General features: G+C 70.2%; 17 protein-coding genes. 7 read left to right on the top strand and 10 right to left on the bottom strand.

The window, feature by feature from the left end:
• The first annotated feature begins 49 nt into the window (after positions 1-49).
• Entirely contained in the window at positions 50-379 is a 330-nt protein-coding gene (locus tag DLJ49_RS08580; RefSeq protein ID WP_115393122.1) for a hypothetical protein, read from the top strand.
• Between the two features lie 49 nt (positions 380-428).
• Here DLJ49_RS08580 and miaB read toward each other — a convergent pair whose 3' ends face one another.
• The gene (gene miaB, locus DLJ49_RS08575; RefSeq protein WP_115393121.1) at positions 429-1736 is read right to left on the bottom strand and encodes a tRNA (N6-isopentenyl adenosine(37)-C2)-methylthiotransferase MiaB; all 1308 of its coding nucleotides are present in this window, start codon (positions 1734-1736) and stop codon (positions 429-431) included.
• 288 nt (positions 1737-2024) lie between these two features.
• On the opposite strand from miaB, the gene DLJ49_RS08570 reads away from it, so the two are divergent.
• Complete coding sequence (locus DLJ49_RS08570) at positions 2025-2894, top strand: hypothetical protein (RefSeq protein ID WP_115393184.1); 870 nt, start codon at positions 2025-2027, stop codon at positions 2892-2894.
• Here the strand turns inward: DLJ49_RS08570 and DLJ49_RS08565 are convergent.
• Both DLJ49_RS08565 and DLJ49_RS08560 read right to left on the bottom strand, forming a co-directional pair.
• Entirely contained in the window at positions 2891-3781 is an 891-nt protein-coding gene (locus tag DLJ49_RS08565) for a DMT family transporter (protein WP_115393120.1), read from the bottom strand. The two genes, DLJ49_RS08570 and DLJ49_RS08565, sit on opposite strands and share 4 nt — an antisense overlap.
• 19 nt (positions 3782-3800) lie before the next feature.
• Positions 3801-4706: a helix-turn-helix domain-containing protein gene (locus tag DLJ49_RS08560; protein ID WP_369932507.1), complete on the bottom strand. Its 906-nt coding sequence runs from the start codon at positions 4704-4706 to the stop codon at positions 3801-3803.
• 118 nt (positions 4707-4824) lie between these two features.
• Here DLJ49_RS08560 and DLJ49_RS08555 point away from each other — a divergent pair, with 118 nt between their 5' ends.
• From DLJ49_RS08555 to DLJ49_RS08540, 4 genes are all read left to right on the top strand, one after another.
• Complete coding sequence (locus tag DLJ49_RS08555) at positions 4825-5076, top strand: DUF2061 domain-containing protein (RefSeq protein WP_115393118.1); 252 nt, start codon at positions 4825-4827, stop codon at positions 5074-5076.
• Positions 5077-5413: 337 nt separating this feature from the next.
• Positions 5414-5860 carry a DUF2852 domain-containing protein gene (locus tag DLJ49_RS08550; RefSeq protein WP_115393117.1) on the top strand — a complete coding sequence of 149 codons (447 nt, stop codon included), beginning with the start codon at positions 5414-5416 and terminating at the stop codon, positions 5858-5860.
• A 149-nt stretch (positions 5861-6009) separates the two neighbouring features.
• Positions 6010-6453 (top strand): RDD family protein, encoded by a 444-nt coding sequence (locus tag DLJ49_RS08545; protein ID WP_199533331.1) that lies wholly within the window; start codon positions 6010-6012, stop codon positions 6451-6453.
• Between the two features lie 143 nt (positions 6454-6596).
• Entirely contained in the window at positions 6597-7469 is an 873-nt protein-coding gene (locus DLJ49_RS08540) for an arginyltransferase (RefSeq protein WP_115393115.1), read from the top strand.
• A 253-nt stretch (positions 7470-7722) separates the two neighbouring features.
• On the opposite strand, the gene DLJ49_RS08535 is transcribed toward DLJ49_RS08540, so the two are convergent.
• The 5 genes from DLJ49_RS08535 to DLJ49_RS08515 all read right to left on the bottom strand — a co-directional run bounded on the left by DLJ49_RS08535 (position 7723) and on the right by DLJ49_RS08515 (position 14448).
• Complete coding sequence (locus tag DLJ49_RS08535) at positions 7723-10083, bottom strand: TRAP transporter large permease (protein WP_115393114.1); 2361 nt, start codon at positions 10081-10083, stop codon at positions 7723-7725.
• A 3-nt stretch (positions 10084-10086) separates the two neighbouring features.
• The gene (locus DLJ49_RS08530) at positions 10087-10992 is read right to left on the bottom strand and encodes a TRAP transporter small permease subunit (RefSeq protein ID WP_115393113.1); all 906 of its coding nucleotides are present in this window, start codon (positions 10990-10992) and stop codon (positions 10087-10089) included.
• 165 nt (positions 10993-11157) lie between these two features.
• Positions 11158-12243 (bottom strand): TRAP transporter substrate-binding protein, encoded by a 1086-nt coding sequence (locus tag DLJ49_RS08525; RefSeq protein WP_115393112.1) that lies wholly within the window; start codon positions 12241-12243, stop codon positions 11158-11160.
• Positions 12244-12422: 179 nt separating this feature from the next.
• Positions 12423-13169, bottom strand: coding sequence for an ABC transporter ATP-binding protein (locus tag DLJ49_RS08520; protein ID WP_115393111.1), 747 nt, complete (start codon positions 13167-13169; stop codon positions 12423-12425).
• Positions 13162-14448 carry a lipoprotein-releasing ABC transporter permease subunit gene (locus DLJ49_RS08515; protein ID WP_115393110.1) on the bottom strand — a complete coding sequence of 429 codons (1287 nt, stop codon included), beginning with the start codon at positions 14446-14448 and terminating at the stop codon, positions 13162-13164. The genes DLJ49_RS08520 and DLJ49_RS08515 overlap by 8 nt, the downstream gene beginning before the upstream one ends.
• 336 nt (positions 14449-14784) lie before the next feature.
• Here DLJ49_RS08515 and DLJ49_RS08510 point away from each other — a divergent pair, with 336 nt between their 5' ends.
• Positions 14785-16437 (top strand): ABC transporter substrate-binding protein, encoded by a 1653-nt coding sequence (locus DLJ49_RS08510; protein ID WP_115393109.1) that lies wholly within the window; start codon positions 14785-14787, stop codon positions 16435-16437.
• A gap of 70 nt (positions 16438-16507) precedes the next feature.
• Here DLJ49_RS08510 and DLJ49_RS08505 read toward each other — a convergent pair whose 3' ends face one another.
• Together DLJ49_RS08505 and DLJ49_RS08500 are read right to left on the bottom strand one after the other, a co-directional pair.
• Positions 16508-16711, bottom strand: coding sequence for a hypothetical protein (locus DLJ49_RS08505; protein ID WP_115393108.1), 204 nt, complete (start codon positions 16709-16711; stop codon positions 16508-16510).
• A gap of 178 nt (positions 16712-16889) precedes the next feature.
• Positions 16890-17699, bottom strand: a complete 810-nt coding sequence (locus tag DLJ49_RS08500; RefSeq protein WP_115393107.1) for a heme-dependent oxidative N-demethylase family protein — start codon at positions 17697-17699, stop codon at positions 16890-16892.
• Positions 17700-17720: the final 21 nt, after the last annotated feature.

Below are 17720 nucleotides of genomic sequence, written 5' to 3'. Positions count from 1 at the left end.
TGCGACAGCCCCACGGCAACCGCGCCCGGATGACAAGGGGAATGGGTAGATGAAACTGACTTCGCTCGCGCTGGCCCTCGCGGCCGGCCTCACGACGGCGGCAAGCGCCACTCTGGCCTCGGCGCAAGGCATGCCGTCGCCGCACAACGACGATCCCAACCTGATCAACATCAGCTGCTACCGCGGCCCGTTCGAAACGGTGGCCTGGGATCGTCCGAACTCCGTCTTCGTCGAGGATCTCGTCCAGATCGGCTACACGCGCGACCAGGCGACGGTAATCGGCGAACAGATCTGCCGCGACGAATACGGCGTGCGGAACCCCTCGCACCAGATCGACCAGCTGCGTCAGATCCTGCGCGACGATCCGCCGGGCCGCTGAGGCCCACCGCCTCACCGGGGCCGGAGGCCGGCGCCCCGGTCGGGCGGGCTCAGAGAGGCCGCCCGGCCAGCGAGTGCGGGGCGGCCCCGGTGACGAGCACGCGAAGCAGGGTGCCGGGCGCGGCATCGGCCTCGACATGCACCGCGTGCAGGTGCTCCGACTTGCCCACCATCTGCCCGGCCTCGCGGCCGGGCTTTTCGATCAGCACCTCCGCCTCGCGGCCCACCATCGCCTCGAGCGCCGCGCGCTGCTGCCGGGCGAGCAGGGCCTGCAGGCGCTGGAGCCGGTCGTCTGCCACATCCGCCGCGACCTCCTCGCGCTCGGCGGCGGGCGTGCCGGGACGCGCGGAATACTTGAAGGAATAGGCCTGGCCGTAATTCACCCGCTCGACCAGATCGAGCGTGGCGCGGAAATCCTCCTCGGTCTCCTCGGGGAAGCCAACGATGAAGTCGCCCGACAGCAGCAGGTCGGGCCGCGCCGCGCGCAGCCGGTCGATGATCCCGACATACTGCGCGGCGGTGTGCTTGCGGTTCATCCGCTTGAGGATCCGGTCGGAGCCCGACTGCACCGGCAGGTGCAGGTAGGGCATCAGCTTCGGCTCGTCGCCGTGGGCGTCGATCAGATCCTGCGCCATGTCGTTGGGGTGCGAGGTGGTGTAGCGGATGCGCGCGAGGCCGGGGATCTCGGCCAGACGCCGGATCAGCCACGCGAGCGAGCGCGTCTCGGCCCCATCGGCGCCGTGGTAGGCATTGACGTTCTGCCCCAGCAGCGTGATCTCGCGCACGCCCTCGTCGACCATGCGCGCCGCCTCGTCCAGCACGCGCGCCACCGGCCGCGAGACCTCGGCGCCGCGGGTATAGGGAACGACACAGAAGGCGCAGAACTTGTCGCAGCCCTCCTGCACCGTCAGGAAGGCGGTCGGCGCGCGCTTGCGGCGGCGCCCCGGCAGGGCGGCGAACTTGTCCTCGTCGAACTCGGTGTGCAGCGCCCGCTCGCCAGCGCGGGCCCGCGCCTCGAGCTCGGGCAGGCGGTGATAGCTCTGCGGCCCCACCACGAGGTCGATCGCCGGCGCCCGCTCCATCATCAGCGCGCCCTCGGCCTGCGCGACGCAGCCGGCCACGCCGATCCTGAGGTCGGGCCTGTCGTCCTTCAGCCGCTTGAGGCGGCCGATCTCGGAATAGACCTTTTCCGCGGCCTTCTCGCGGATGTGGCAGGTGTTGAGCAGGATCAGGTCGGCCTCGTCCGCGCGGTCGGTGGGCTCGTAGCCGCCCGCCAGCGCCTCGGCCATGCGCTCGCTGTCATAGACGTTCATCTGACAGCCGTAGGTCTTGATGAAGAGCTTCTTCGGCGCGCCCATGGGCGTTCCTCCTGTTCGCACGCGCGAGGGGTAGCCGATCTGCCGCGTCGGGGCAACGCGCGGCCGGCCCGATCCCCTGTCCGGGGCGGCCGAACGGGGGATCGGCCGGCAAGACGGGCGGCGCTCCCCCGGTGGCGGGCGATACCCGGTCGGGCTGGGGCCGCGGCCCTTCGCTCGGGCCCGGTTGCGCCACCTTCGCCCGGCGGGGGGCGGCCATCCGTTGCCCCGCCAGCGTGGATCGCGTAGCCAGTGTCGGCGGGGGGCGATGCAGGGGATAGCGGCACGGTGATCCGCTTCGACAGTCTCGACCGCTTCCGCGCGCGCGGGCGCGACGCCATCGGCCCGGGCCCCGCGGCCCTGATGATCGTGGAGGACAACGTCGAGCTCGTCTCGACCCTCGACCACCTCGGCGCCCGCGGCTTTCGCGCCGTCGTCGCCGCCGCCCCGCCCGACATCGCGCTGCCCGACCACCCGGTGCTGACCGCCGCCGTCACGCTGGACACGCGCGCGCCCAAGGCCTTCGTGCCGCTCGTCAACGCGGCCATCGCCGCTGCGCGGCCCGGCACCTGGCTGCATTACTGCTACAACGCCGAATACCTGCACTACCCGTTCTGCGAGCACCGAACGGTCGGCGAGATGCTCGCCTTCCATGCCGAGGAGCGGCGCGCGGCGATGCTGACCTACGTTGTCGACCTCTACGCGGCCGACCTCGCCACACACCCCTCGGGTGTCGACCGGGCCACCGCGCATCTCGACCGGGCAGGCTATTTCGCCCTTCCCCGGCCCGACCCTGCCAACAAGGACTGGCCGAAGGAGCGCCAGCTCGATTTCCATGGCGGTCTGCGCTGGCGCTTCGAGGAGCATGTCGCCCCCGACCGGCGGCGGATCGACCGGATCGGGCTGTTCCGGACGGCAAAAGGGCTGCGCCTGCGCGGCGACCACACCTTCGCCGATCAGGAATACAACACCTATGCCTGCCCCTGGCACCACAACCTGACCGCGGCGATCTGCTCTTTCCGCGCCGCCAAGGCGCTGCGGGCCAACCCCGTCTCGCGGGACGAGATCGACAGCTTCACATGGCCGGGCTCGGTGCCCTTCCGCTGGGAGAGCCGGCAGCTGATGGATCTCGGGCTGATGGAGCCGGGCCAGTGGTTCTAGCCTGACCGGGGTCTGCGCCGCCCCATCCGGCCCGGCGGCCAGAGTTCCAGCACCCCTGCCGCGAGCACCAGCGCCCCGCCCGCCAGCTCGAACGGCGCGAGGCGCTCGCCGTCGAGCCATGCGGCGGAGGCGGCGCCGACCGCGACCTCGGTCATCAGCAGGATGCCGACGCGCGCCGGTTCGAGCCGCGCCGCAGCCCAGATCAGCGCGGCGGTCGAGACCACCCAAAAGAGCGAAGCCGTCGCCAGCGCGAGGCCGAGCGCGGGCCAGAGCGCCACGCCCCCCGCCCTCGGCACGGGCTCGAGGAACGGGGCGAGCGCCGCCGCCGTGACGGCCGCGCCCAGGGCGAAGACGAGCGCCGCGCCCGCGGGCGGCACTTCCGGCCGGGTGCGGATGCCGGTGGTCGAGATTGCCCAGATCACCCCGCCCGCAAGGCCCATCCACTCGCCCGCGTCGCGCGGCACCGGCGGGCCGCCGCCCGCGCCCAGCATGGCGCCGAGGCCGGCGAGCCCCACCGCGATGGCGGCCAGCCGCAGGGGCGGCACCGCCCAGCCGAGCAGGACCCTCGCGATCAGCGTGCTCCAGACCGGCGTCAGGAACCACAGCAGGATCACCAGCGCCACGCGCCCGTAGAGAAAGGCGACGGAGTAGAGGGCGAACGCACCCCCACCGAGTGCCACGGCGACGAGCGCCACGCGATCCGCCCCCGCAAGGCTGCGCCGGACGAGCGCGACGGGCGCGAGCAGCGCGACCGCGCAGAGCGTGATCGCCAGCGTCCCCCAGGCGCCGGGCAGGCCGAGATCGGCGAGCCCGCGCACCGGGAGCCAGTAGAGCCCCCAGAGGGCGCCCGTTCCGGCGACGATGGCCGAGGCGAGCGCACCGGTCATGCCGGGGATCCGGCCCCGGTCACGCGGGTCGCCAGGCAGGATCTGCGGCCACGTCCGCGTCCGCCTCGACCGGCACGCTTCCGGCCAGCCGCGCGACCCAGTCGGGCGCGTGGCGGGCGTCGACCTCGGCCTCGCGGATCAACCCGTCGAAATGCTGCGACAGCGCGCGCACCCGGTCGCGCGAGCGGAAGGCGAGGTAGAAGCGGCCGACATAGACCACGCCGAGAAGCGGCCCGAACACGGTGACCGGCGCCGAGAACACCCGCCGCGCATCGTAGAGAAAGAGCCGCACCGCCGGGTAGAGCCGGTCGAGCACCTCGGCCATGTTGTCGAGCTGGCGCCGCCGCACGCCCGGATCGAGCCCGTCGTAGTAGCCCGCACCGGCCGCGAAGGCGCGCATCTCCCCCAGCGACACGGCGATCTCGTAGTCCGACAATTGCTCGCCCAGCCATTGATAGCGGTCCTGCGTGGCGCCGATGGCCTGCTGGGGCGTCTTGCCGAGGGAGCTCTGGTATTCCCAGCTCAGCACTTCCTCGGTCTTGAGCACGTCCGGCAGGGTGGCGGCGACGTGGCGGATCTTGTAGCCGGCCGCCTCGCGGTGCCATTCGAGCAACTGTTCGTCGGCCGAGGAGCGGGCGGCCTCGGTCACGGTGACGGCGGCGGCCAGCACGTCGCCCGGCCGCTCGGGCCGGTCGGACAGGCCCAGCAGGAAGTCGGCCGAGACGCCGAGCGCGCCCGCGCATTCCGCGGCGAGATGGGCGTTGGGCAGGCGCGCGTCGACGCCCGAGAGCAGTTGCGCGATGGTGGAGCGGTCGACCCCGCAGGCGCGGGCGAGTTCCGACCGGTTCACACCGCTCGCCTCCATCTGGCCCTGCAGGCGCGTGCGGAAGGTCTCGGCGCGAAGGCGCTTGTCCATCTCTGTCATGATCGTTGAATTATTTCAACAAGTCATAGGTTTCAATGACAAGATGCCAGATTTATACCCGCCCGCACTTTTCCTACATCTCGCGCCGGATCACGCGAAAACAGGAAAGGACGCACGCATGGAGACACCACTGCGCAGTCTGGCCAAGGCCGTCACCTGGCAGGCGCTCGGCCTTGTCACGATGACGGTCGTCACCTTTGCGCTCACCGGCTCGCTCGCCACGGGCGGGGCCGTGGCAGCGATCGGCGCCGTGATGGGCGCGATCTTCTATGTCCTCCACGAGCGGATCTGGGCACGCATCCGCTGGGGGCTTGACGAGGCACAGCGCCTGGCGCGGGGCGAGGAGAGCGGCCGCACGCCGCAGGTCTGAAGCCGGGAGGTCACCGCCAACGGCCCCTCCCCCTTTGCCGGCGGGCGCGCTCCCCGCGCGAATGGGGCGGCCAGTCGGCGCGGCGTGCGACACGGTGGCGGTGTGCGCCGCGCCTCGACCGTCGCCGAGGCCACGCCAGGCGATGGCGCCCGTGCCGCCAGAGCCGCCGCGATCGAGGCCCGGAACGCCGAGGCACCGGATTCTTTCTCGCAAGATCAGCGCCCTGGCAAGTAAATGTGAAAAACATTCACATCACGCCTTGCGGGGCGCGGCGCGCTCTCCCATCTTCCGGAATGTGAAAAGGGTTCACATAGAAACGGCAACGATGGAGACAGACATGACCACCGCCCAAACCGGGTCCCTCCACACCGCGACCGAGCAGGCCATGGGCTGGTTCGGCCGGGCCGAGGCCTGGCTCGACGCCCGCGGCAAGGGCGCCTGGATCGCCGCCATGGTGCTCGGATTCATCCTCTTCTGGCCGATCGGCCTCGCCCTTCTCGCCTACATGATCTGGAGCAAACGCATGTTTTCGGGCCAGTGCAGCCGCAGCCGCGGCACCATCCGCCGCAATGCCTACAGCCCCTCTGGCAACGCCGCCTTCGACGCCTACCGCGACGAGACGCTGCAGCGGCTGGAGGAAGAGCAGGAGGCGTTCCAGGCGTTCCTCGAGCGGCTGCGCGCAGCCAAGGACAAGGCCGAGTTCGACGCCTTCATGGACGAGCGCGCCAAGACCCGCGCGACCCGCACCGAGGGCGGCGACGAGGGCGAAGGCCAGCCGTCCTGACCCGGCCCGGCCCCGTGCCGCCCACGTGCCGGCCGCCTCCCCGCGGGCCGGCCCCCGCCCCGCCGCTCACGACAGCGGCGGGGCGCTTTCCGTCCCGCGGCGCGAGCCGCGACATTGATCCCGGCAGGAGGCTCTCCGATATGTCCGCCATGACCGATCTCGACTGGCAGCTGCCCGACCCCGACCGCCATCGCGAGTTCTATGCCGACGTGCCGGTGAAGCGGTTCGTGGCCTGGGTGATCGACGCCGCGATCGTGCTGGCCCTCACCCTGCTCGCCATCCCGCTGACGCTGTTCACGGCGCTGTTCTACCTGCCGTTCCTCTGGCTCGTGCTGTCCTTCGCCTACCGCACGGTGACGCTGGCGCGCGGCTCGGCCACATGGGGGATGCGCTTCATGGGGATCGAGCTGCGCACCTTCCGGGGCGAGCGCTTCGCCCTGCCCGAGGCCGCGCTGCACACGCTGATCTACTCGGTCTGCATGGCCTTCGTCATCCCGCAGATCGTGTCGATCGTGCTGATGCTGACGACGCCCCGGGCGCAGGGCATCCCCGACCTCGCGCTGAACACCGCGGCGCTCAACCGGCGCCGCTGAGGCCCGCTGCGGCTGCCCGCGAGGCGGGTTGCCGCAGGGCTTGGCGCGACGAGAATCGGCTGCTACGGTTTTGTGATAAAGCTGCCGCAGACTAGTCCGCCACGAGCCCCGTTCACGACCGACATCGCTGCCGCCCGTCCCGTATGCGCCACACGCTGCCCATCGCGCCCCAGTTCTACGTGACGGCGCCCCAGCCATGCCCGTATCTCAAGGGCCGGATGGAGCGTAAGCTGTTCACGGCGCTGCAGGGCGAGCATGCCGAGGCACTGAACGACACGCTGTCGAAGCAGGGCTTCCGCCGGTCGCAGAACGTGCTCTACCGCCCCTCCTGCGCCGATTGCTCAGCGTGCCTGTCGGCCCGCATCCGGGTGGCCGACTTCCAGCCCACCAAGAGCCAGAAGCGCACGCTCCGGAAGAATGCCGCGCTCGTCCGGCAGGCGACCTCGCCCTGGGCCACGGAAGAGCAATACGCGCTCTTTCGCCGCTACCTCGACTCGCGCCACGCCGACGGCGGCATGGCCGACATGGATATCTTCGAGTTCGCCGCGATGATCGAGGAGACGCCGGTGCGCTCGCGCGTGGTGGAGTACAAGCTGCCCGGCCTCGCCGACCGCCTGACGGCGGAGGCCGCGCCACGGGGCGGGGCGCATATCGAGAGCGACCTCGCCGCCGTCTGCCTGACCGACGTGCTCGATGACGGCCTGTCGATGGTCTACTCCTTCTACGAACCGGCGCTGAGACGGAACTCCCTCGGCACCTGGATCATCCTCGACCACGTCGAGATCGCCCGCGCGGCGGGGCTTCCCTACGTCTATCTCGGCTACTGGGTGCCGGGATCGCCCAAGATGGGCTACAAGGCGGGCTTCGGCGCGCTCGAGATCTACAAGGGCGGCCGCTGGCAGGACATCGGCGACCCCGCGAGCCATACAGGCGAGACCCACCCGCTGTCGGTCGACCCGATCGCCGAGCAGGTGGCCAAGATCACCCTTCCCGACATTCGCGCCCCACGGAAGTAGCGGCGTCCCCGGGCCACACCGCCGGACCGGGGGTTTTCCACCCCCCGGACCCCCGGAGGATATTTCCGGCAAGAAGAAGCGGGGGGCGGCGCGAGCCCCTGACGGACGCATGGGCCCTGCCGCGTGGCGACCCACGCGACGGCGCGAGGGGGGCGATGCGGCGGCTCCGCGCCCCAGGGGCGCTCGGGCGGTCCGCCGTGGGGACGCAGCCGGCACGGGCCGGTGCCGGCTGCGGCCCCCGCTCAGTTCGGGATCAGTTCGGGATCAGGTCGGGCACGAAGGTGACGATGCCGGGGAAGGCCCAGAGCAGGGTCAGGCCCAGCACCTGCACGAGAACGAAGGGCAGGACGCCGCGATAGATGTGCCCCGTGGTGATTCCGGGCGGCGCGACACCGCGCAGGTAGAACAGCGCAAAGCCGAAGGGGGGCGTGAGGAACGAGGTCTGCAGGTTGACCGCGATCATGATCGTTACCCATTTCGGGTCGAGCGTGCCGCCATAGATCACCGGGCCGACGATCGGCACGACGATGTAGATGATCTCGAGGAAGTCGAGCACGAAGCCCAGCACGAACAGCACGAGCATGACGATGAGGAACGCCACCATCTCGTTGTCGAAGCTGCGCAGCCATTGCTGGATGTAGTGCTCGCCGCCGAAGGAGATCAGCGTCAGGTTGAGGATCTGGCTGCCGATCAGGATGGTGAACACCATCGAGGTGACCTTGGCCGTCTCGCGCACCACGGGCGTCAGCACCGTCTTGCGCCAGAGGACCCAGCACGCATAGCCGATGCCGAAGATCGCGTAGAGATAGGCGGCCTGAGCCACGAGGAAGGCTGCCCAGTTCTCGAAACCCGCCGTCTCGGTCGTCACCCGCAGGTCGAAGTTCACGCCGACAAGGATCATCAGGACGATGGCAAAGGCGCCCTGGATGACGATCTTGCCCGAGCGGTTCTCTTCGCGCAGCAGACGGTAGGCGGCCAGCATGATCGCCCCGCCCGCGCCGAGCGCCGCCGCCGGCGTGGGGTTGGTGATGCCGCCGAGGATCGAGCCCAGCACCGCGACGATCAGCACGAGCGGAGGGAAGATCACCTTGAGCAGTTCCGACCGTCCCATCATGTCGATGGCCGCGCGCATCCCGTACAGGATCATCAGGAACGGCACGATCAGCCACAGGAAGCGCGCGCCGGGCGACATCAGCGGGTCGAACACGACGAGGTCGAACAGGAAGGCGAGACCGATGCCCGCAGCGCCGACGATCAGCGGCACCGGGTTGGCCGAGGGCGCGATCCCGCGACCGATGGACAGAAGCACCCCGAGCAGCGCGAAGCCAAGGGCGAAGCCCGTGCCGATGGGGGGCACCGCGGCGAGGGCCGCCTCGGTGCGCTCGGCGATCTCCTCGTCGGTGAGGTTGCGCCGCTCTTCGCCGCCCGCCGACTGGATGGCCTCTTGCTGGGCGACGGCGCGGTCCCACGCCTCCTGCCCGTGCAGGTCGATCATCGAGGCCTGGCACTGCTCGGAGACGTTGGTGCGCAGGCTTGCCTGGTCCGGCCCCGCGGTCGTCGTGCCGACCGACACGCCCTGCCCGCCGATCACCCCGGCGCCGCCCAGCAGCACCAGGGCGAGAACTATGGCCGACGGCACGCCGAGCAACCATGTCAGCCGCTCCTGCGGGCTGGCATAGTCGGCCGCCGCGGGGGCGTCATCCTCGAACAGGACGGGGGGGGCCTTGGCGGGGTTGTAGAGCGCATAGCCGAAGGCGAAGGCGGCATAGAGGCCGGCGAGCACGATGCCCGGCACGAGTGCCGCCTGGAACAGCGTGCCGACCGACAGCACCGCCGGCTCGCCGAGGAAGGTCAGCGCATCGGTGCAGCCGGCAAGGCGCGCGCGCGTCTCCTGCGCGGTCGAGTAGATGTCGCCCACCAGCGTGCCGAGCAGGACGATCACGATCGAGGGTGGAATGATCTGCCCCAGCGTGCCCGACGCCGCGATCACCCCCGTCGAGAGCTCGGGCGAGTAGTTGTTGCGCAGCATGGTCGGCAGCGCGAGCAGGCCCATGGTGACCACGGTCGCGCCGACGATGCCGGTCGAGGCGGCGAGGAAGGCGCCCACGACAACGATCGACACCGCGAGGCCGCCCGGCAGCGGGCCGAAGATGCGGGCCATGTTGGTCAGCAGGTCTTCCGCGATGCGGCTGCGCTCCAGCGTGATGCCCATGAGCACGAACATCGCCACCGCCAGCAGCGTCTCGATCGACTGGCCGGCGAGCACGCGCTCGTTGATCCGGTTGACCACGAAGGAGAGGTTGCGCTCGAGCGCCGTCTCCCAGCCCATCGGGAACACGGGCTCCTCGATGCGTGGCAGCTCCGGGTATCGGAAGATCGAGATCGTCTCCGGCCGAACGCCCTCGCCGATGAGCTGGGCATAGGCCTGCGACCCGCTGTCGATGGCCTGGTGGATGAGCAGGCCCGCCGAGTCGAGCGCCGCGATGATGGCGAACGAGATGACGCCCGCGCCGCCGATGGCGAAGGCCACCGGAAAGCCCGACAGGATCGAGGCGAAGAGCGTCAGGAAAACGATGATGAGGCCGATCTCGACCCCGTCCAGACCAAACAGCATGGGTCAGGCGGCTCCCGAATGGATCTCGTGTTGTTGTTCTTCGGCCGGGTCGCCGATCTTGTCGCGGTCGAGGTGCCTGTTCTCGCTCTCCTCGCCTTCCCGCATCTCGAGGATCGCGCGCCAGATCACCGCGATGGCCTGCATGAAGACGAGCGCCGCGAAGAGGACGAGCAGCACCTTGAACAGGAAATAGGCGGAGAAGCCCTGGGGCGCGAAGCCCGTGGTCTCGACGTTCCAGCGCAGGATCTGCGCGCGCTGGAGCAGCCGGTCGAGCGTGTCCGAGGCGGAGGGCGCCGGCACGACAAGGTGGCGCCACAGGAAGTACCATGCATAGTGCCAGATCAGCAGAGACATGGGGATCATGAAGAGAAGACCGCCCACCATGTCGATGATCTTGCGCGTGCGGAACGAGACGTTGGCGTAGAGGATGTCGACCCTGACATGCCCGCCCTGGACGTAGGTGTAGGACACGCAGAGCGCGACGAGCATGGCGTTGTAGAATTTCAGCGCCTCCGACCACCAGGACACGTCGAAGGTGACGGACGTGCCGAAGGCGAGCGAAATCTGGCTGACCGCGAAGATTCGCTGCACGAAGACGATAACGATCTGCTGCAGCACCATCAGAAGGCCGGCCCAGGCGGCCACCCGGCCGACCCCGTTGGCGATGCCCTCGAGCGTGCGCACACCGCCCCACATGAAGCCCGGGCGCCAGATCCCGATCAGCGTCAGCAGGACGACGGTGTTGAACACCACGAAGAACAGCTCGACCGAACCGCCGTAATAGACGACCCGTACGATCGCTTCGGGGTTCGACCAGTCCAGCCAGTCGCCCAGGTTCAGGATGGCATAGAAGAAATTGTAGAAGCCCAGCATGACCTGCTGGAAGAACCAGGCGATCGCGTCGAGCATCGCTCCCCCAATGGCGCCGTCGACGCGCCTTCCCGGGCTGCGGCCACCCGCGCCCTCGTTGTCTCGACCGCCGCCCCGACGTGGCCGGGGCGGCGCGATCTTCGGGCCGGAAAACCTGCGGAGGCCGGGCGCGGCGCCCTGCCGCGCCCGCCCCCGCAGGCCCGATCAGCCCGCGTTGACGCGGTTGCGCTGACGCATGTATTCGCCGTCGCCGATCTCGAACCAGGCCGACGACTCGGCCATGGAGGCGAAGTAGCTCTCGGCGATCTTGGCGTACATCGGATCGCCCATGCTCTCTTCGCGGACTTCGGCCGAGGCGCGGCCGAAGGCATCCCAAACGTCATCGGGGAACTGGCGTGCCACGACACCCTGGCTCTGCAGACGGGCCAGCGCGGCACCGTTCTCGGCCAGCGAAAGGGCGGTGTTCTGGGCGTGGGCCGCTTCCGTGGCGACCTTGCAGATGGTCTGCTGCGTCGGCGTGAGCGATTCCCAGACGTCGATGTTGAACACCATGTGCAGCGCCGAGCCCGGCTCGTGGAAGCCCGAGGTGTAGTAGATGTTGGTGATTTCCTGGAAGCCGAGGCGCTCGTCGGCATAGGGGCCGATCCACTCGGCGCCGTCGATCGCGCCCGAGGCCAGCGCCTGGTAGATCTCGCCGCCGGGAATGTTCTGCACCGACACGCCGAGGCGGCCGAGCACCTGGCCGCCCTGGCCGGGCATGCGGAAGCGCAGGCCCTGCAGATCTTCGGCCGAGGTGATCTCCTTGTTGAACCAGCCGCCGGGCTGCATCGCGGTCTGGCCGACCATCAGCGGCTTGAGGTTGAACAGGCCCGACAGCTCGTCGTGCAGTTCCTGCCCGCCGCGGCGGTAGTACCAGTTGTCATGCTCCTGCGTCGTCATGCCGAAGGGCACGCTGGTGAAGAACGCGAAGCCGGGATGCTGGTTGAGGAAGTAGTATTCGGCCGAGTGATAGACGTCGGCCTGCCCGGCGGACACGGCGTCGAACACCTCGAACGCGCCCACGAGCGATCCCGCGGACATCTTGTTGAAGCTCAGCTGGCCATCCGTCATCGCCGTGATGTAGTCGATGGCGAGCTGCGCGGCGTCGTCGAAAACCGCGAAGCCATCGGGCACCGAGGTGACCATCGTGAGCGTGCGGTTGCCCTGCGCGATGGCGGGCGCCGCAAGGCCCGACGCCGCGGCCGCGGCACCGCCCATCGCGGACGTTTTCAGAAACGAACGACGATCCATTGAGGACCTCCCCTTGTGTTCGGCTTGGCCCCTTGTTCACCGGAGCCGGTTCTTGAGTGGGGCGGACACTTACCCATCTGCGACAAAAGTGCAAACATAGAAACACGTCCCGCGACCGATCATTTCGCGGGCAGTGGCACAGAAGTTCGGCAGACACCCCCGCGACTTGCCCGGGTTTCCTAGAGAGACTCTCCCGTGGGTTGCGAGGCACGCGCCTCGACAAGCCGCCCCTCGTCGAGCCGCAGCACCCTGTCCATGCGCGCGGCGAGGCCGGGGTTGTGGGTCGCGACGAGGGCGGCGAGCCCGGTCTCGCGCACCAGCCCCATCAGCACGTCGAAGACGGCGTCGGAGGTCGCGGGATCGAGGTTGCCGGTGGGCTCGTCGGCCAGAAGCAGCCGCGGCCGGTTGGCCAGCGCCCGGCAGAAGGCGACGCGCTGCTGCTCGCCCCCCGACAACTCGGCCGGGCGGTGCCCGGCCCGCCCCGACAGCCCCACCGCGGCCAGGAGCTCCTCGGCCCGCGCCCGCGCCTCGGCGCGGCCCACGCCCGCGGCGAGCTGCGGCAGGACCACGTTTTCCGACGCGCTGAACTCGGGCAGCAGGTGGTGGAACTGGTAGACGAAGCCCACGAGATCGCGCCGCGCCGCCGTGCGGGCGGAGTCGGGCAGGTGGCTCATCTCGCGGCCGGAAAGCCAGACCTCGCCCGCATCCGCCGTGTCGAGCAGGCCGGCGATGTGAAGAAGCGTCGACTTGCCCGCCCCCGAGGGCGCGACGAGCGCCGCCACCTCGCCCGGCGCCAGCCGCAGCGCGGCGCCCGCGAGCACCCGCACCTCTCCCGGCTGGCCGGCCATATAGGTCTTGTCCAGCCCGCGCAGCTCCAGCACCGGCCGCGCGCTCTCGACCGGCGCGCTCGGGGAGCCCTCACTCATAGCGCAGCGCCTCGACCGGGTTCATCCGCGCCGCGCGCCTCGCGGGAAAGATCGTGACGACGAAGGACAGGCCCAGCGACAGCGCCACCGCCGAGGCGACGTCGCCCGCCTCGAGCCTGGCCGGCAGGGCGTAGATGCCGCGGATCGACGGGTCCCACACACCGCCGCCGGAGGCCCAGTTCACGAACGAGAAGATCGGGTCGATGTAGATGGCGAAGAGGCACCCGGCGGCCACGCCGATCGCCGTGCCCACCACGCCCACCGAGGCCCCGCACAGGAAGAACACGCGCAGAACCGAGCCTTCGGTCAGCCCCATCGTGCGCAGGATGCCGATGTCGCGCCCCTTGTTCTTGACCAGCATGATCAGGCCAGAAACGATGTTCATGGCCGCGATCAGCACGAGGATCGACAGGATCACGAACATCACGTTGTCCTCGACCTCGAGCGCCCGCAGGAACGAGCCCGAGGCGTCGCGCCATGTCCAGATCAGGGTGCGCTCGCCGCCCGCGCGCAGCAGGTCGAGCGTGTAGTCCTGCACCCGGTCGGGCTCTTCGACCATAACCTCCAGCTCGTCGGCCCGCCCCTCGCGGTTGAAGTAGGTCTGCGCCTCGGCGAAGGGCATGTAGAGGCGCGTGCGGTCGATGTCGTAGCGGCCGGCCTGGAAGACGTAGGTGACCTCGTAGGCATTGACGCGCGGGCTGGTGCCGAAGGGGGTGCGCGCCCCCTCTGGCGAGATCAGCCGGATCACGTCGCCCGGCGCCACCTGGAGTTCGCGCGCCACCTCCCAGCCGATCGCCACCCCCTCGTCGAAGCGGCCGATAGCGCCCGACGCCCGCTCGGGGTCGGCGACGCGCGGAATGGTCAGAAGGTCGGCCTCGGCGATGCCGTAGACCTCGACGCCCGCGCTGCGCCCGTTCGCGCTGGCCATCACCTGCCCCTTCACCAGCGGCGCCACGCGGGTGACGCCCTCGACCGCGCGGAGGCGCTCGGCCATCTCGACATAGTCGTCGATGGCGCGGTCGGGCTGACCGCCCTCGCCCACGGCCACCGAGCGGTAGACGGTGACATGGGCGTTGGCGCCGAGGATCGTGTCGACGAACTCGGCCCGGAAGCCCGAGCGCACCGCAAGCGTGGCCACAAGCGCGAAGACGGCGAGCGCGATGCCGATCAGGCTGATCCACGTCATCACCGACACGCCGCCCTCCGAGCGACGTGCGCGCAGGTAGCGCCACGCGATCATGCGTTCGTGGGCCGAGAAGGGGGGCGGGCTCTGGGCCAAGTCGGTCGCTCCGTTGTCGCGGCGCTTCTGTGGCCGCGTGCCGGGGCGGGGTCAACCGAAAGACTCGCGCCATGGCAGGGCGTGAAAAAAGTCAACAGACGGGGCGGGCTTCCCGCATCTGCGCGGCACGCCGGAAGGAATTGTCGCGCAAGCCGATTCCGCGACTTGGCCGGACGGGAGCGATGACTATACTCCCCACCGCAGCGAGGGGTGTCGGCAGCCGGGCGGGTGATCGTCCGAACGCAGCCCCCGAGATCGAAGAGAAGCGCCCGGCAGGCAGACACGCGGCGCCCAACCCATCACCCGACACACACAGTCACAACAGCGGAGGCCCCGATGGAGCCCGACCTTCACCCCGCCGCCCGTCTCCATGCGCGCGAGCATCTCGACGGCGCCCTGTCGCGGCGCGAGTTTCTCGCCCGCGCCACCTCGCTCGGCGTCTCGGCCACGGCCGCCTACGGCCTGATCGGCCTGGCCGCGCCCACGCCCGCCCGCGCGCAGCAAGAGCCGCAGATGGGCGGCACCCTGCGCATCCAGTCAGACGTGCGCGCGCTGAAGGATCCGCGCACCTACGACTGGCCGCAGATGTCGAACTTTTCCCGCGGCTGGCTGGAATACCTGGTGGAATACCAGCGCGACGGCTCGATCACGCCGATGCTGCTGGAGAGCTGGGAGGTCAACGAGGACGCCACGCAATACACCCTTCGCCTGCGCGAGGGCGTGACGTGGAACGACGGCGACCCCTTCACCGCCGCCGACGTGGCCTACAACATCCGCCGCTGGTGCGAGCAGAACGTCGAGGGCAACTCGATGGCCGCGCGCGTGTCGTCGCTGATCGACCCCGAGACGGGCGAGGCGCGGGAGGGCGCCATCGAGGTGGCCGACGACCTGACCGTCGTGCTCACCCTCGAGACGCCCGACATCACCCTGATCGCGGGCTTCTCCGACTACCCGGCGCCCATCGTGAAGGAGGGCTTCTCGGGCGACCCGATGGACAACCCCGTTGGCACCGGCCCCTACCTGCCCGAGGAGCTGACCGTCGGCGTCAAGGCGGCCCTCGTGCGCAACGATGCCCACGACTGGTGGGGGGCGGAGGTGTTCGGCGGCCCCTATCTCGACCGGATCGAGTACATCGACTACGGCACCGACCAGGCCGCGCACTTCGCCGCCGCGGAATCGGGCGAGGTCGACATGGTCTACGAATCGCTCGGCGAGTTCGTCGACCTGATGGACACGATCGGGTGGACGAAGTCGGAGGTGGTCACCGCCAACACGCTGGTCATCCGCACCAATCAGCAGGCCGAGATCGAGGGCATGCGCCCCTACGCCGACGCCCGCGTGCGCCGGGCGCTGGCGATGGCGGTCAACAACGCGGTCTGCCTCGAGCTCGGCTATGCCGACCGGGGCACGGTGGCCGAAAACCACCATGTCTGCCCGATCCACCCCGAATACGCCGAGCTCCCGCCACCCGTCTTCGACCCAGCGCAGGCCCTGGCCCTTCTGGAAGAGGCGGGCATGGCCGGGTTCGAGCACGAGCTCATCTCGATCGACGACAACTGGCGGCGCAACACTTCCGACGCGGTGGCCGCCCAGCTGCGCGATGCCGGCATCCCGGTGCGCCGCACCATCCTGCCCGGCGCCACCTTCTGGAACGACTGGACGGGCTACCCCTTCTCGACGACCGACTGGGCGCAGCGCCCGCTCGGGGTGCAGGTGCTCGCGCTGGCCTATCGCTCGGGCGAGGCGTGGAACGAGACGGGCTTTTCCAACGACGCGTTCGACGCCGCCCTGACCGAGGCGCTGGCCATCGCCGACGCCGACGCTCGGCGCGAGGTCTCCGCGCGTCTTCAGACGATCATGCAGGAGGAGGGGGTGGTCATCCAGCCCTACTGGCGGTCGACCTACCGCCACTACCGGCCGGGCGTGATCGGGGCGGAGCAGCACCCGACCTTCGAGATCCATGTCTACAAGCTGGGCCTCGCCGCCTGAGGCGGAGCACACGAGGCAGAACGGCGGCGGGGCGCGAGAGCGTCCCGCCGTCATCCGTCAGGGGGTGCGGTCAGACCTCGTCGCCGGCCGGAAACCGCACCACGTTGGGGCCACGGTCGAACGCGCCGTCGTCCTTGCGGGCGAGCAGGCGGGGCAGCACGGCGCGGCGCACCATCTCGGCCACGAGCGCCTCGCGGTTCACGGCGGCGGCGCTTGCCGCGCGTCCGGCAGACGGGGCGGCATCCCTCTCGTCGGGGGTGTTTCGGGGTATCATGGGCGTCCCTCGTTCTCGCCCGCTGGCGAGGCGGGCGTCTTTTTCCGGTTCCCGGTGCGGGGCAGCGCGTCGGAACCTCCCCGCTCCGGTATCGACCATGTCCCGCGCCGGATGGCGGCCGCCTTGATCTGGGTCAACGAAGTTCGCGCACCGGTTGAAAGGTCCGAGTCGGTCGCCGTCACTGCCGGCCGGAATGGGCGATGAAGGCTGCCGCCTGATCGGGCGACAGGGCCGCGCGGTCGAGCACGGTGGTGTGGATCGAGAAGACGACCGCCCCCGTTCGCGGCAGCTTGCGCAGGCATTGCCGCTCGATCCGCAGGAAGCCGCCCGCGCCATGCCCCTGCTCGCGCGGCTCGGCCTCGCGCCGGGTCTGGAACAGCGCCGGCGACGGATGGTCGAGCGCGTTCATCCGCATCAGGATGCGCCCGCCTGCCTCGACCGGCCGCATCCCGTCGAACAGCCGCTGCACCCGAGCGGCCAGCCCCGCGTCGTAGTCGGGCACCGGGCGGTGGATGGCGGCGAGGGGGCGGCCGATCTTCTCCGCCAGCGTCCACATCGCCGGGAAACACAGCACCGCGGCGGTGAGCACGTGCTCGTCCGCCCCCTCGGGCTTGTGGAGCAGGCACAGATCCTCCTGCACCAGCCGGCCCAGCGTTGCGAGCGGCGCGGCGCGATCCAGCGCCACGCGCCGACCGTCCGGCCGGCGCAGTGCCGCGCCCTCGCGGGCGTAGTCGGTCCGCGCGGCGAGGGCGTCGAGCACGGTGTCGATCAGTTCCGCCTGCGCGCCCTCCGAGCCGGGCACGTTTGCCACCACGTCGCCGGGCTGCTCGGCGATCAGCCTGTCGCGCTCGGCCATCTGGGCCGCATGGGCGTCGTCGACCGTCAACCAGGCATCGGATGCGACGGGCGTGGTGCCGGGCAGCCGCGCGGTCTGCGGGCTCTGCCAGGGCGCATGGGACAGGCGGGGATGCAGGATCGGCTCGGCCATGGAGCAGAACGCTAGCGCGGG

The sequence above is a fragment of the Rhodovulum sp. 12E13 genome (assembly GCF_003340565.1).
In the GTDB taxonomy this organism is placed as follows: Bacteria; Pseudomonadota; Alphaproteobacteria; order Rhodobacterales; family Rhodobacteraceae; genus HLUCCA09.
Note: the sequence above shows the minus strand (reverse complement) of the source record. Positions and strands in the feature narration are given on the sequence as shown.